Genomic DNA, 14,450 nt, shown 5'->3' on the forward strand with positions numbered 1-14,450 from the left:
TGATTGTAATGCATACTTCCATTAGTTGGTATCGAATAGTAGTAGAGTGAAGCGGTGACTTCATTCAACTGTTAGTTGAACGAACAATGCCGCGGACAAGTGCGTCCACGGCATTCGTATAAGATTTAGTTAAAAGTAACGTTATAAGTAGAGGAGAAGTCGCTCTCCCCGTCGGGATAAACCGCTTTATACCTAAAATAATAAGTCGTTCCGCTCGTTACCGGCCTGAAAGAAACACTACTAGTTAACGTAAACTGCGGGTAATATTCAGTGTATACACCATCGCTCGATGTGGCCCAAAATATTTTTACTCTTGTTGCATTTGCAGGCTTTGTCCAATATAACATAATATCGCTGGAGTAATTATAATGGGAGAAGCCGTATGGCGTCTGGAGATACGACGCAGCGCTCGCTTCGGAAGAGGCTGCGCTCTCTCCCGAAGCGTTAACCGCCTTTATGACAACGAAATACTGAACGCCAGTCGTCAAGCCGGTTACGGTGTATGTTAACCCTATTACATTCGAAGCAATAAGATCGTATTCGCCTCCGGAAACGGTCCCCATATACACGTTATAGCTTGCTGCTCTGGTCGATGCATTCCACTGCACAGTCGTTTGTTGATACCCGTTCGTCACCCGTATGTTGGTCGGCGCAGTTGGAGGCGGCATAACAGGCGTGGCTGCCCTTTCATTGGAAACCGAACTTCCCCCCCCGGCATTAACGGCTCTAACAACAAAATAATAGGTTGTTCCGTTTMCGAGTCCCGTAATCGTCGCAGATGTATCCGTTATTCCGCTGGTTGCCTCAACATAGTCCGTGCCTTGCGTCGTCGACTTATAAATAATGTAGCTCGTTGCCTTAGGAACTGAAGTCCAAGAGAGAGTGACTTGCATGTCTCCGGATACTGCTCCATTTAATACGGGAGCGGCTGGCGCTGCGACTTGTGGTGTCGCGGAAACTTCGGCTGAAGCTTCGCTTTCACCGCTCTCGTTGACCGCCTTAACAATAAAGTAATACGGCGTTCCATTTGTTAATCCCGTTATGGCAGCGTTAGTTGCCGTAAGATTGCTTGCAGCTTCCGTGAATGTTGTACCTGATACGGTAGATTGGTAAACCGTATAAGACGCCGCATTCACCGAAGCTTCCCAGTTCAATGTAACAACGGTATCTCCGCCGACTGCGTTCAAACCGATCGGCGGTTCAGGCGTTGGAATTGGCGTTGCCGTCGGTGTTGGTGTTGGTGTTGGTGTTGCTGTCGGTGTCGGTGTCGGTGTCGGCGACACCGTTGGAGGTGAAGTCGGCGCGTTTGTCGACGTTGGTACGCTTGTCGGTGTAGCGGAAGAAACAGCCGACGGTACTGGGCTCGGACTTGTCGACGGCAGCACTAATCGCTGAGCCTCATTCCAATAGAACTCTTTATTCTTCATTAACTCGTAAGCAAGCCTGGCCGCCGCTTGCCGCTCTGCCTTATGCTTTGGTTGGATCATAACGTTTCCGTTCGCATCTTCGATTCCGCGAATGAGTCCGATCCGGAACGCGAGAGAAAGGTATGGTTTTGCCCAATTCGATACAAGCTCCGAATCGGTGAATACGTTTTGCAAATCCATTTTCAGAGCCGTTTCGCCAAGACCTAGAGCCCGAATCACTATGACAGCCAGTTCCTCCCTTGTGATAAATGTCCGAGGATCATAACGATCGGATGCGGTTCCGCTTGTAATTCCTGCACTCACAAGAGCGCCTATATAGCCGCTGTACCAAGCGGAAGGTTCTACGTCTGCAAATACGGCCGCTTTATTCGGCATCATCGGCAAATCGAGCAGCTTGGCAATCACCGCGGCAATTTCGGCTCTTGTTATCATTTTTTCAGGCTTGAAGCTCCCATCGCCATAACCCGACAGAATGCCAGCCTCAACTAATGCCTCTATTTCTTTCTGCGAGTACGAGTTGGATATATCCTTCAGCAGCGAAGCTTCCGCATTAGCCCTGCCCTCTGTAAATCCAAAGCCGTATACGGCCAGCATCGATACAATAATAAGCAGCTTTATCGATCGTTGCCTTATTTTTCTCCCCATGCGTTTCATCATAGTTGCCACCTTCGTTCCATAATCTATTGAGTCACGAATTTTCATATGGATTATAGCAGGAACAACCGAGTTAATACGATTAACTAAAGTTAATTTTCAAGAGTTTTATCCAATAAAAAAAGAGTAAACACAGAATGAAATCCCGTGTTTACCCCCTGTTCTTACACTTACCTTTAATAATTGGAAGGACGATTCATGAAATCAGCAATGTTCACTCTTGCACCTGTCTTAGCGCTCTCTAATGAAGCTAGAACCATGGCCATACTGTAAATATTGTCGCTGCAATCCGTCTCCGCCTTGCGGTTCTCCTCAAGGGATGCGAACATATCGTCAAGGCAGCCCTGATGGAATGTATGGTTCATCTCCGGCAATGCAACCGTCACCCGCTCAAAATCGCGAATGAATTTACCCGTTTGGTCGCCTGCCGCTACAACTTCCGCATACGGTTCGCCATGTCCGTCCCAAATCGCAGTACCTCGCTCGCCGGTTACTCGCCACGAAGCTTCCCATGACGTTTGCGCGCCTTCCGCGCACCACGAGCCGCGGTAATTGAATACCGAGCCATCCGACATTTCAAAAATACAAATAGCGTTCGCGTTGCCMTCATACCAAGAACCGGCCGGGTTGAACTCATGGCAATAAACGGACACCGGATTCGCGCCGATAATATAACGCGCTTGGTCGAACGTATGGATTGCCATGTCCAGCAGCAGCGGACTTTCCATCGCATCGCGGAAGCCGCCGAAGTGTGCGCCGATAAAGAAGTCGGCACCGACGAAACCTGGCTTGCCGATCGCACCGCCAGTTACGATCTCGTGGAAAGCGCGGATGCGCGGATCGAAACGTCGGTTTTGCATAACGGCATGAGTACGTCCCATTGATTCGCTAAGAACAACGATATCGTTACATTCGGAAATCGACTCCGCTAGCGGCTTCTCGCCAAATACATGGCAGCCGTGCTTCAGAGCCGTTGTCGCAATCGCATAATGGCTTGCGGGAATCGTTACATCGAATACCATATTCGCTTCCGTAGCCGTTAACGCTTCATGTAGATCTGTGAAGGTCGGACAAGCAAGCCCATGTCGATCCGCCATCGCTTGCGCGAATTCTTGCTTTATATCTACGAGACCGACAATCTCGGCATCCTCGCGTTCTTTTGCATAGGAAACCCAAGTATTCGCCATGCCTCCGCAGCCAGCTACGACGATTCGATGCTTAATTGTATTAGATACTGTCATTTACCGTTACCTCTCTTCCTTTAATTGGTTTGCCTTTCGAATCTAAACCGGGTTCGGTACAAAATCACCGCCGCGGCAACGTTTCAAATAATTCAGCGCATGCACTTGTCCTGTCATTTCCAGTTCATCTTTGTATACCGGATCATGCCAGCCCTCGATATTGATTTGACCTTGGTAGTTCGCTTGGCGAAGGATCGTAATAATATCCGCCCAGTTCGTATCGCCGAAACCCGGCGTGCGATGCCATACGAATGGTTTTGGTCCGTGGATACCGTGTTCTTTTACGACATCCCATGCGATCGTCGCATCTTTGCCATGCACATGGAACACTTTATCTACCCATTTGCGCAACTGCGGAATCGGATCGATCAAGCTAACCATTTGATGGCATGGCTCCCATTCCAATCCGAGGTTGTCTGCAGGCACGGCGTTAAACATCTTTTCCCATGCCGTCGGATTATGTGCGATGTTCCAATCGCCGCTCGCCCACGTGCCGCCCATATCGCAGTTCTCGAAAGCGATTCGAACGCCGCGGTCAGCCGCTCTGCGCGACAACTCGCCGAACACTTGCTCGAACTTAGGAATCGAGGCATCGATAGACTCGCCCGTCAAACGTCCTGTGAAGCCGGATACGATGTCTGCCCCGAATAGATGCGCGTGATCGATCAGTCTCTCCCAGCTAGCAAGCGTATCTTCGTTGCCGTTCGTTCCCGTCAGCGGATTGCCGAATACGCCAACCGTCGATATAACAAAATCATGTTCCTCCGCAAGCTCTCTGACCCGCTTCGCGGTTTCTACAAGATCCGTCTGGCCCGTTGATTGCCAGAAAGTTAAGCTAAACGATTCAAAGCCGTGACCTACGATTTGCGGAATGACTCTAACCGCATCCCCGCCGCCTACTAAGGTTCCAATGCGCAATTTATTTACCATCTTGAATACCACTCCAATATTGGCTTATAGTTGAATGAACACCCTTATTATAGCGCTGTCATTTTTCGATTACTCTATATAATCTTGTGCATTACTAGTCGGATCTTGTGTTGGAGGGTAAATGATGAGCTATCCGAAGGAACTATGGGAAAATACGCATATCGAGCATAAAACGCACCCGGTTCAGCTGTTCCGCAACCGATCCGGCGACGTGAAGCCTAATGACTGTATTCTCTATCTACACTGGCATGAACACTTCGAAATTATCGTCATGCGCCAAGGCAGCGCTTTGTTCCATATTGATAGCCGACCGTATGTGGCAAATGCCGGAGATGTGCTGATTATTCCAGGCGGAGGATTGCATGTCGGTTATGCGCTTCGTTACGAAGAGGTCATATTTGATTGCCTTGTGTTCAACGCTTCATTGTTCAACGACTGGGTGCATGACCCTGTGCATACGCAATACGTAGCCCCTTATTTGGAAGGACGATCCCAGTTTCCGGTTAAACCTGTCGAGCACGACGAACAGTTCCAGGCTTACTATCCCATGCTGCAGCAGGTAATCGATGAAATTAATGCAAAACGTCCAGCCTACCAACTGATCGCCAAGTCGCAGCTGCATGCTTTGTTCACGCTGCTCTCGCGAATGTTCCTCCCACAGCAAACTGCCGGAAAAGGGAACGAGCCCTATTCGGCGAACCGCGATCGGTTCAAGGGACTGATTCGTGTCATCGAGACAAACTTCGAATCCAAGCTGTCGGTCGAGCAGGCAGCAGCTAAGGTCAACTTGAATCCGTATCACTTCTGCAAGCTGTTCAAGAAACTAACAGGCCGCACCTTCATCGAGTACGTCAACGTCAGCCGCATGAATGAAGCGGAGCGCCTGCTGCGCGACACCGATCTATCCGTCACCGAGATAGCGGGCAAGGTCGGCTGCGACAACCCGAACTATTTTACAAAGCTGTACAAGCAGTACAAAGGAACAACCCCTTCGCAGACGCGGCGGAAGTAGTTTGTCGCATTCCCAAGTACTATGTCAATACAGCTTCCAGTCAACCTAAGATTAGAAGTATTTATTTCGTTACGGACACAGATGCCGCTTATCACTCTATTTTGTATTATTAGGGTTCATTGCGGACACGCTTGACTCTATTTACTTAATAACCTATCGTTTGAGCATTAATTAGGTACAGAACTTAATAGCTAAGTGCTTCTGAGTCCGCAACGCACACAAATAAACCTAAAAACACCAATTAAGGTCTTTTCAGTCCGCAAGTTCAACCTTTGCCAATCAACCAACTGACACACACTCTTGCTGATTTAAGAAGTAAGAGATATACTGTCACCATAGGTCGTGAAGAACACGCCGCTACGATATGAGCCCCCTTATGGGAGTGCTTGCATCATAGCGGCGTGTTTCATTTTATACAAGCTAGAGGAGTGTGATAAGTATGACTAGATTTCAGTTGAAATACGATCAATGGTTGCAAGCAAATATTGAAGCAGAAAGCAATCCTCGAAGGAAAGAATTGTTGTGTAAAGGGCTCGGACACGGTACGGTAGAGTTTCTGCGATATGTTTGGCTTCCAGCGGTGGGCAACCTCGATCATTTGTTTCCTGAGTGGGAAGTTCGCGACTTCGGCAGCGGCTATCGTTATCTCGATCTCGCTTATATGCCGGGAGGTGCAAAGGGAGGGATGGCTCGCATGCCAGAGACCTTGATGTCAGGCGGTTCAAAGATTTATGCAGAAGGCACAGCTTGTTATCGCTCGATGGTTGGACATTTCTTTCAATCGCTTATCCATCGATAATGGATGAACCGCAGCAATGCCAACAACTTGTGCTAGCTTTTATCGGGAAGTTTATTTCCACTAATGTCGCTTCGGAACTTAACTGGTTAGAAGCTGAAACACTTCGATTCGCGAGACGTTTGCTGCGACCATTCACACCCGCCGAACTTACCGCCCACCTCCGTGTCACGGTTCGTCATGCAAGACGTATATTGAACTCCTTGGTGGAGCTGCAGCTCATTATTATCGCCAACGGCCAGCGACGCTTAAAAACTTTTATGATAAAAATGTAACTATCCACTTCCGTTACGGACTCAGATGCACGTATTAGGCCATATTGGAGGGAAAGCATGAAGTTGCGGACTGAGATAACTCTAACTAATCAAAAGCAAACAAAACGGAGGCTCAACTCCTCCGTTAGGGACAGCTGTGTCCGTAACTCGTACAATTTGCCTACTTTCCACCATTTAGAGTCCACTCGGTCCTCAACAGTCAGTAACGTAAAGAAAATGTGTTAAAACCAAGCCTAGTTACCTCCAACACACCTACACCTACACCTACACCTACACCTACACCTACACTCCCACTTCCGTTACGGACTCAGATGCACGTATTACGCCATATTGGAGGGAAAACGTGAAGTTGCGGACCGAGTTGACTCTAACTAATCAAAAATAAACAAAACGGAGGCTCAATCTCTCCGTTAGGGGCAGCTGTGTCCGTAGCTCGTACAACTTGCCTACTTTCCACCATTTAGAGTCCACTCGGTCCGTAACAATCGGCAATGACACCATGAGCACGACTTCTATACGAAAGAATCACTCCATAAAGGCAATTTGCATACAATACACCAGCTTTATGCATAGACGATTGTCTTGCTCATGAAGAACAATGGAATGCGCCTACTAATAAGGAGTGAATCAACATGTCAATATTTCCTCCATTCGGACCACCGGGTTCGCAAGGCGGCGGACTGCCGCCATTCGGACCGCCGGGTTCGCAAGGCGGCGGACTGCCGCCGTTCGGACCGCCGGGGCCGCCGCCTCCGCCATTCGGTCCTCCATCGCCTCCGCCAGGTCCTCCAGGTCCTCCGGGTCCTCCAGGTCCGTCGGGATCGCAGGCACCTACTGCGCCGCCGCCCCAATTCGTTCCGCCTCGGCCGCAGGCTACTGCATTCGCCGTTGATCCGGGAGCCATTCGCAGATGCTTGTTCCGCAATACGTATATATGGCTCAGAAACGGCAATCAGTTCTGGTATTTCCCGGTCTTCGTAGGCCGCAATTCGGTTGCCGGCTTTAGATGGAACGGATTTTTCTGGATGTATGCAGGTTACGACCTGAATCTCGTAGAGTCGTTCACATGCTTCTAAGTTCATAAAAAAGGGCAATGCAGGCTGACGGCTGACGTCCTCTGCATTGCCCTTATTCATTCAATCGCGAAGCGCCAAATGCGTCGGCAGCCCATCGATGCTCCGCATGTTTTTCTCCTGCCAATAATCTTCTATCCCTTCAGTCCCTTTCTGCTCCGCCCAGCGCTTCAGCGTATCCCGGTCACTCGTATATTCCATGAACGGTACGGCGAAGCCGCAAGACGTCTGAACCTTATGGATATCGATCGTCACGATCTGCCTCGCGCCCGGAAGCGGATTAAACAACGGATATAGCTGCTCCCACTGCTCCGTTCCCGGCAATATAACCGTGCCTTTTCCGTATAAGCGCAAAATCAGCGGTGCCCCCTCGAACGCACAGAACATAATGGTAACTCTTCCGTTCTCCATAATATGAGCGCTCGTTTCATTGCCGCTTCCCGTCATGTCCAAATAGGCAACCCGATTGGGCGATAACACGCGTAAAGCATCATGTCCTTTAGGAGAAAGATTAACATTCCCCTCCTCCGATAAAGGGGCCGAGCCTACGAAAAAAATATGCTGCTTGGCGATAAACCCTTCATGCTGCGGCAGCATGGAATCGAATTGTTTTCCCATACCGATATCTGCTCCTTCCATCACGTCGTCCAATCCTTGGAAGATCAAGGTTATCTAAATGCTACTACAAAATCCGGCGACGTGAAATACTTATTTCAGGAACAAATCCACAACATACAAGGTTACTCCCAGAACGATCAGCAGCCACCCGAACACGTTCGAGACCTTCCCCTCCTTGTGCATGTTGTTTTTCTTAAAACCTTTAACGTCGACCTGCAAAATAAGAACGCCGCAGGCCAGAGTTAAAAATATCGCGTAAATGAGATAACTCGTCGTATATCCGCTGCCTATCATCGTCGCCATACGCCTCCAAGCCCGCTTCGCAGCCCTTTATTTTGCCTTCATGCCGATCCGGCGGATTTTCGTAACGACATGGACCTCGAAGGTTGCGTCCGGATACATCCGTTCCCATTTCTCCTTCGTCCCGATTTGCCGCATCCAATAACCCGGCTCTTTGGCTCTCACGTATTCCCCAAAACCGAATATATCGGATTTCTTCTCCTGTGTTTTTCGAATGATGTTTTCATAAAATTTGACCGATGCCTCTCCCTGTTTCTGTTCAATCTGCGTTAATATGCCGGGATTGTCCAGCGATAAGCTTTCGCCCCCGATTACTTCTTCCACATTCACCTCGAGCATGACGTCGATTACAAAATGAGGCGTGCCGCTATTGATACTGACCTTGATCTTCGAGCTGCGATGAGCGACGTTCGTAATGACGGTACCGGTCGGACTGTCCAACTTAATGACTGCGCGATATCCGGCCGGATTCACGCCGCGAAGTCCCAGGTAGCCGGCAATTTCGAGAGGTTTAGTGGTGCCTACCATTTTCTGTCCTCTGAAATAAGCTAACCCTTTTATCTCGACGTTGTCGCTTTTTTTGAGCTCGACATACGGCAGGAACCCCTCTTGTCCCTTCTTGGACATGTTACTCCAAAATATTCCGATATAATCCTTAGGAAACTTCCCCATTCTTATGCCTTCATCCAAGGTGGACATCAAATATAACGTCGGGATTCGTTCTAGTTTCGGCGAGGCTTTCATTAGCTCAATCGCTTTTCCCTTGGACACCATTAACCAAGCCATTCTTCGAACCTCTGAGTTCCGGCGAAAAAAATCGTTGATGTTGGCGAGTCCCCGTTTAGCGACTTCCTCGGAGATAACGATGACTCGAAGATGCCCAAAAAAAAGCTTGCTCGAAACCTGCTGCTGCAAATTCATGAACGCATCGTCGATAGAGTGTCCGAAGACGTCAACCACCCACAGCGTTTGCTCCGGATTTCCGCTTGCTCCGCCTCCTTCGCCTGGTCCCAGCGGAATTCTGCCCGGCAGTGCAATCTGGATCGCAACGTGGACCATATCTTTGCCGGGAGCCGGCAGCGAGCCTTGCACGTGAGTCACCTCACTCTCAACCTCTTCCTCTTCTTCGCTCGCCGTATCGATCGATACACCGAGCACGACCGCACGTTCGTCGATCTCGACGCGATCCCAGCAGCCGCTTAACAGAATGGAGGAAAGTAGAAGCATACTAACGATATGAATGTGTTTCCATATCCTATTGGTCCGCAACAGGCTTCCCTCTCTTCTTGCGCATGAGCGATATCATGATGAGCAAGGCTGGATATCCAATCGTAATACATAAGCCAACTCGGCCCACCAGTTCAACGATGTTATACATTTGGACGATATTCTGCGGCATCATGGCCATTGCGAAGACGAAAGGAAGCATGAAGAAGGAAAGCATCTTATGATCGCCTAATCGGAATAGCTGCCGCATCGCATAAAGTGTCAAAAAGTAGCTCGTCAGCAAAGTCGTAAACACGGCCGTCACCCAGACGGCCAGAAAAGCGGCGTCAAGCCGTTCCAATACGTTAGCCGGCAGCGAAGTCGCTTTCGCAAGCTCCAGCGTCGGCCAGAGCAAATTTTTAATCTCTTCCGCACCAAAGACGCCGACGGCTGCCGCAACGATAACAACGTACAGGCCGCCCCCGATCATCATCCCCCACAGCCCAGACTTGATCGCTTTGCGCGGTGCAAGCATGTAAGGAATAACCAACGTCATGATGAAATTTCCCTGAAATAAAGCAGCGATCGTCAGCACGCCTTGCATGACGCCTTGAGGCTTCTGAATCATAATCGGGTAAAGATTGATTACCTCCGCGTTCTTCAGAGAGAGCGCTACGATTAACAGCCCCGGAACAAGCAATAGAGGAAAATAAAAATAATGCATATATGCGAAAGTCGTAATCCCGTTTCTCGTCGCAATGGCAGAAAGCAGAAGCATGACGATTACCGTTATCTCCACGGGCGTCGATTTCAAGACTGAGGTTACGACCACCTCGCCGAATTCACGTGCCGCCAGAGACGTCAACACAGCGAAAAATCCGATTATAGAAATACTTCMAATCGAGGCCAGCCATCTGCCGATTAAATCCTCGCTATATTGTATGATCGACTTCCGGGGAAACCGGATGCCAAGCCAAATAACTAACGAAAGTCCTATCGATCCGAGCAACAAGCCGATTAGCGTAACTAAAGGCGCCGCAGAATCAGCCGCGCGGACGGCAAACAGAGGCAACGGCAATACGCCTACGCCTATGACCGTACTGCCCATAATAGCACCTGCCTGCATCGCTGTTATTTGGCGGGATTGATTCATTGCTCCGACTCTCCTTCGTTATCGTTTATGGCTGGTTGCAGCAGCTCCGGCTCGCGCCCTGATGGCGAGGGCTGCTGTGGCTGTTCGGCGAATCTTGTTTTATTAGCCGTTTGAAGAAAGAACGGCCTTTCTTTTAACCACGACAGCGGCCCCCGGATAATTAAATCCTTCATGCCCGAATAGCTTCCTGGCACGAGCGGGCTTAAGTAAGGAACGCCGAACGATCTTAGCGACAGTAGATGGTTGGCAATCAGGATCAATCCGATCATAATGCCGTATAGCCCGAATATTCCGGCCATAATGATTAAAGGAAAACGCAGCAGGCGCAAAGCGAGTGCCGCATTGTATGCCGGCGTGGCGAATGAGCCAATTGTCGTTAACGCGATGGTAACGACCGTAATCGGACTGGAAAAACCAGCCGCTACTGCCGCTTGTCCGATAACGAGCACGCCTACAATGGAAAGCGCCCCGCCGACCTGCTGCGGCAGCCTAATTGTAGCTTCTCGCAGTACCTCCATCGAGGTTTCGATGATCAACACCTCTATTACAGCCGGAAACGGAACGCCCGCGCGCCCCCCCGCTACCGCTACCGCAAATTCCGTCGGGATAAGCTCCGGATTGAAGGAAATGATCGCCACGTACAAGGACGGGAATATGAGCGAAAACATTAGCGCGACCAACCTCGCCAGCCGAATGGCGCTCATCAGCAAATATCGTTCCGTATAATCCTCAACCGTCTGATAGAACTGATTGAATACCGTTGGAACGACAAGCGCAAGCGGCGAGCCGTCCACGAGAATGGCAACTCTGCCTTCCAACAGATTGGCGACGATCTTATCCGGCCGCTCTGTATATTGAACCTGGGGAAACGGGGACATATGATTGTCTTCTATGAACTGTTCCAGATAACCCGAATCGAGCACGCCGTCAATATCGATTTTCGACAGCCGGCTGTTCACTTCCTTAACCAGATCGGAATTCGTGATCCCGTCCATATAACATACGGCGACCTTGGATTTGGTCCTCTGCCCGATCTCCGTCGATTCGATGCGTAAATCCGGTGATTGAAGCCTGTAGCGAATCAGCGATATATTCGTGCCGAGCAGCTCGACAAAGCCTTCGCGCGGACCGCGAATAACTTGCTCTGTTGCGGGCTGGTCAATGCTTCGCGACTCGATCTGGCGCGTTCCGATCACGAACGCCTGATCGACGCCTTCGATAGCGACAACCGTTCCGCCGCGCAGGATTGCATCCACAAGCAAAGCGACTTTGTTTTCCAGCAGCGCCTCGCTCTGGTATAACGTATCATTGATTAGAATGTCTTGCAGCTCATCGACCGCGATCGTTCTGTCCGTCAGATGGATCGGCTTATACATGAGCGGTTTCATGATATCTACGTTAATGTTCGTATGGTTGACGAGGTTCGTATAATAAAACAACGCTGCTTCATGCTGGCCGAAGATACGAAAACGCCGTGTAGTCAGATCCGTATTCGTCCCGATCAGCTTCGAAATGAAAGCAATCGTATCCTCAAGGCTCCCATTGATCAAATCATCCTTATGGCTTGCAAGAAATTGACTGGGTGGCGTATCCGTCGAATTATAAACATGCTTCTTTTTTTTCGTTCCATGAAAAATAGGCAATTGCTCATCTCCTTCTCCGCCGGGGCTCTATTGCAGTTCGGACATTATTAGTAGCATTTGCGCGGCCATGCAAAATTATCCATGACAAAAAGCCGTCAGCAGGATCATGTCCTGCAGACGGCTTAAATTAATCGCGATTGCTTCAATTATTAATATTCAGTTCTCAGCGGCGATGACGCCTTTCTTCAATATCAAATTCGCATACAATGCGCTCTCGCCGGTGGCAATAATGGCATACGCCTTCTTCGCCCGTTCGTAGAATGCGAATCGCTCCACTTCCTCGAATGGAGAGTCCAGCCCCGTATGCTTCGCAATGATTGAACCATAATTGGCCCAAATCGGCGTTTCAACCGTGTCGCCGGGAACGACCTGCATAAGAGCCGCCGGCTTATCGACGTATTGGTCCAGCGGGAACAGCTGAAGGATCGCATCCAGCAGCTCGGGCACATGATGCCCGTCTGCGCGTATGAGCCGCTGAGCATGGCTTGCTGCCGGGAAATTACCGTCCGCAAGCACGATCTCATCGCTATGCCCCATCTCCATAAGCACTTTAAGCAGCTCAGGAGAAATGAGTTTGGATATTCCGATTAACATCGTTGCAAGCTCCTCTCCTTATAAGTGCAACTGCATGAACCGCTCATATGCCGTTTCCAAGCCTTGGATATCGGTTGATTCCTCCGAGGGTAAATAGACTCCCCCAGGGAAAGATCTGGAGACAACTATTCGCGCCTCCATCAAGTCGGCACAATGTCCTAGCGACACAAGCTGCATGAGCATATTGCCAATCGCGCTCGCTTCAACCGGGCCGGTCCATACCGGCCTGCCGATCGCATCGGCCGTGAATTGGCAAAGCAGCTCATTTTGAATGCCGCCGCCTACCATATGCAGCCCGCCGAACGTATGACCCGTCAAGGACTCCAATTGTCCAAGCACTTGCCGATAACGCAATGCGAGACTTTCAATGACGCAACGCATGATTTGACCTTTCGTCTGCGGAACAGGCTGACCGGAATGTTCGCAATAGCTTTGAATTCTAGCAATCATGCCTCCAGGCGCATAGAACAAATGGTTATCGGGCTGTATCAGGCTGCGGAAAGGCAACTCTTCCTTGGCCAGCTCAACAAGCTCGCCGAAGTCAAGCGTAGAACCCTGCTCCTCCCATTCGCGCTTGCACTCCTGCACAATCCAGAGACCCATAATATTTTTGATCAGCTGATACGTATCGCAAGCGCCGCCTTCATTCGAGAAGTCAAGCGCCATCGCTTCCGGCGTGACGACGGGATGCTGCAGCTCGCTGCCAAGCAGCGACCATGTGCCGCTTACAATATAAGCGAACGGTTCAACCTTGGTAGCCGGAATGGCCGCAACGGCAGACTCTGTATCATGCGTTCCGACGGCAACCGCCTCGATTGGCGGAACATCGAGCTCGGAGCATACCGCTGAAGTTAGCGGAGCAATACGCGTTCCAGGCTTAACCAAAGCTTGGAACAGCCTGCTTGGAATTCCTAATTGCTCCATGAGTTCGACGTTCCAAGCTTGCGTCTGAGGCAGCAACAGCTGCGTCGTCGTCGCCATCGTGAACTCGTTTACCTTCGCTCCCGTAAGGAAGTAGGTCAGCAAATCCGGAGTAAGGAGCAGGGTGTGCGCCGCCTCAAGCTTAGGCGAACCTGCTTTTTTCATCGCATAAATCTGATTAATCGTATTGAACGGCATGAATTGCAGTCCGCCCTGCTCATAAAGGTTTTCCTTGCCGATAAGCGCTGCGAGCTCTTCTACGATACCTTCGGTCTGCGGATCACGGTAATGATACGGATTGCCGAGAAGCTCGCCGTTCGAATCCAGCAGCCCGAAGTCGACGCCCCATGTGTCGATGCCGAACGTTTGCGGCTCGAAGCCGTCCTGGAAAGCCCGGCGAATCGCCGACTTCAACTCTTGCAGCAGTCGTAATATATCCCAATGCAGATGGTCGCCTACCGCAATCGCATCATTCGGAAAACGATGAATTTCGGTAACCTTAAGCTTCGGCCCGCCATCGCCATCTCCCGAGATAAGCTCGCCAATCAACGCTCTGCCGCTGCTCGCGCCAAGGTCGAATGCGAGCACGGATGCCAGCTTATTCATC

At 50.2% G+C, this 14,450-nt stretch carries 12 protein-coding genes and 1 pseudogene; 3 read left to right on the forward strand and 10 right to left on the reverse strand.

Translation table 11 applies throughout. The features are described from left to right. Nucleotides 1-125: 125 nt before the first annotated feature. The 3 genes from AC1DF0_RS15945 to AC1DF0_RS15955 all read right to left on the reverse strand — a co-directional run bounded on the left by AC1DF0_RS15945 (nt 126) and on the right by AC1DF0_RS15955 (nt 4,252). The gene (locus AC1DF0_RS15945; protein ID WP_477574585.1) at nt 126-2,084 is read right to left on the reverse strand and encodes an S-layer homology domain-containing protein; all 1,959 of its coding nucleotides are present in this window, start codon (nt 2,082-2,084) and stop codon (nt 126-128) included. A gap of 173 nt (nt 2,085-2,257) precedes the next feature. Further along, a complete protein-coding gene (locus AC1DF0_RS15950; protein WP_477574586.1) occupies nt 2,258-3,322 on the reverse strand; it encodes a Gfo/Idh/MocA family protein in 1,065 nt (354 codons plus the stop codon). Nucleotides 3,323-3,364: 42 nt separating this feature from the next. After that, the gene (locus tag AC1DF0_RS15955) at nt 3,365-4,252 is read right to left on the reverse strand and encodes a sugar phosphate isomerase/epimerase family protein (protein ID WP_477574587.1); all 888 of its coding nucleotides are present in this window, start codon (nt 4,250-4,252) and stop codon (nt 3,365-3,367) included. A gap of 121 nt (nt 4,253-4,373) precedes the next feature. Between AC1DF0_RS15955 and AC1DF0_RS15960 the strand changes: the two genes are divergently transcribed. From AC1DF0_RS15960 to AC1DF0_RS15970, 3 genes and pseudogenes are all read left to right on the forward strand, one after another. Next, the gene (locus AC1DF0_RS15960) at nt 4,374-5,264 is read left to right on the forward strand and encodes a helix-turn-helix transcriptional regulator (protein WP_477574588.1); all 891 of its coding nucleotides are present in this window, start codon (nt 4,374-4,376) and stop codon (nt 5,262-5,264) included. 439 nt (nt 5,265-5,703) lie between these two features. Continuing rightward, nucleotides 5,704-6,335, forward strand: a pseudogene (locus AC1DF0_RS15965) (transcriptional regulator). A gap of 632 nt (nt 6,336-6,967) precedes the next feature. Next, nucleotides 6,968-7,411, forward strand: coding sequence for a collagen-like protein (locus AC1DF0_RS15970; protein WP_477574589.1), 444 nt, complete (start codon nt 6,968-6,970; stop codon nt 7,409-7,411). Nucleotides 7,412-7,471: 60 nt separating this feature from the next. On the opposite strand, the gene AC1DF0_RS15975 is transcribed toward AC1DF0_RS15970, so the two are convergent. From AC1DF0_RS15975 to AC1DF0_RS16005, 7 genes are all read right to left on the reverse strand, one after another. Further along, the gene (locus AC1DF0_RS15975) at nt 7,472-8,026 is read right to left on the reverse strand and encodes a pyridoxamine 5'-phosphate oxidase family protein (RefSeq protein WP_477574590.1); all 555 of its coding nucleotides are present in this window, start codon (nt 8,024-8,026) and stop codon (nt 7,472-7,474) included. A 90-nt stretch (nt 8,027-8,116) separates the two neighbouring features. Beyond that, nucleotides 8,117-8,329 carry a CLC_0170 family protein gene (locus AC1DF0_RS15980; protein WP_477574591.1) on the reverse strand — a complete coding sequence of 71 codons (213 nt, stop codon included), beginning with the start codon at nt 8,327-8,329 and terminating at the stop codon, nt 8,117-8,119. 27 nt (nt 8,330-8,356) lie between these two features. Beyond that, a complete protein-coding gene (locus AC1DF0_RS15985) occupies nt 8,357-9,595 on the reverse strand; it encodes a Ger(x)C family spore germination protein (protein ID WP_477574592.1) in 1,239 nt (412 codons plus the stop codon). Then, nucleotides 9,582-10,685 (reverse strand): GerAB/ArcD/ProY family transporter, encoded by a 1,104-nt coding sequence (locus tag AC1DF0_RS15990; RefSeq protein WP_477574593.1) that lies wholly within the window; start codon nt 10,683-10,685, stop codon nt 9,582-9,584. Before AC1DF0_RS15990 ends, AC1DF0_RS15985 begins: the two co-directional genes overlap by 14 nt. Further along, nucleotides 10,682-12,235 (reverse strand): spore germination protein, encoded by a 1,554-nt coding sequence (locus tag AC1DF0_RS15995; RefSeq protein ID WP_442052872.1) that lies wholly within the window; start codon nt 12,233-12,235, stop codon nt 10,682-10,684. The genes AC1DF0_RS15990 and AC1DF0_RS15995 overlap by 4 nt, the downstream gene beginning before the upstream one ends. Before the next feature lie 249 nt (nt 12,236-12,484). Continuing rightward, nucleotides 12,485-12,922, reverse strand: coding sequence for an L-fucose mutarotase (gene fucU / locus AC1DF0_RS16000; RefSeq protein WP_442052868.1), 438 nt, complete (start codon nt 12,920-12,922; stop codon nt 12,485-12,487). A gap of 18 nt (nt 12,923-12,940) precedes the next feature. Then, nucleotides 12,941-14,449, reverse strand: coding sequence for a rhamnulokinase (locus AC1DF0_RS16005; RefSeq protein WP_477574594.1), 1,509 nt, complete (start codon nt 14,447-14,449; stop codon nt 12,941-12,943). Nucleotide 14,450: the final 1 nt, after the last annotated feature.

This window comes from Paenibacillus sp. 05T425 (assembly GCF_056396205.1).

Coding starts and splice junctions, on each gene's coding strand:
- AC1DF0_RS15955 (WP_477574587.1), bottom strand. CDS start 4,252: ATGGTAAATAAATTGCGCATTGGAACCTTAGTAGGCGGCGGGGATGCG.
- AC1DF0_RS15960 (WP_477574588.1), top strand. CDS start 4,374: ATGATGAGCTATCCGAAGGAACTATGGGAAAATACGCATATCGAGCAT.
- AC1DF0_RS15970 (WP_477574589.1), top strand. CDS start 6,968: ATGTCAATATTTCCTCCATTCGGACCACCGGGTTCGCAAGGCGGCGGA.
- AC1DF0_RS15975 (WP_477574590.1), bottom strand. CDS start 8,026: ATGGGAAAACAATTCGATTCCATGCTGCCGCAGCATGAAGGGTTTATC.
- AC1DF0_RS15980 (WP_477574591.1), bottom strand. CDS start 8,329: ATGGCGACGATGATAGGCAGCGGATATACGACGAGTTATCTCATTTAC.
- fucU (WP_442052868.1), bottom strand. CDS start 12,922: ATGTTAATCGGAATATCCAAACTCATTTCTCCTGAGCTGCTTAAAGTG.
- AC1DF0_RS16005 (WP_477574594.1), bottom strand. CDS start 14,449: ATGAATAAGCTGGCATCCGTGCTCGCATTCGACCTTGGCGCGAGCAGC.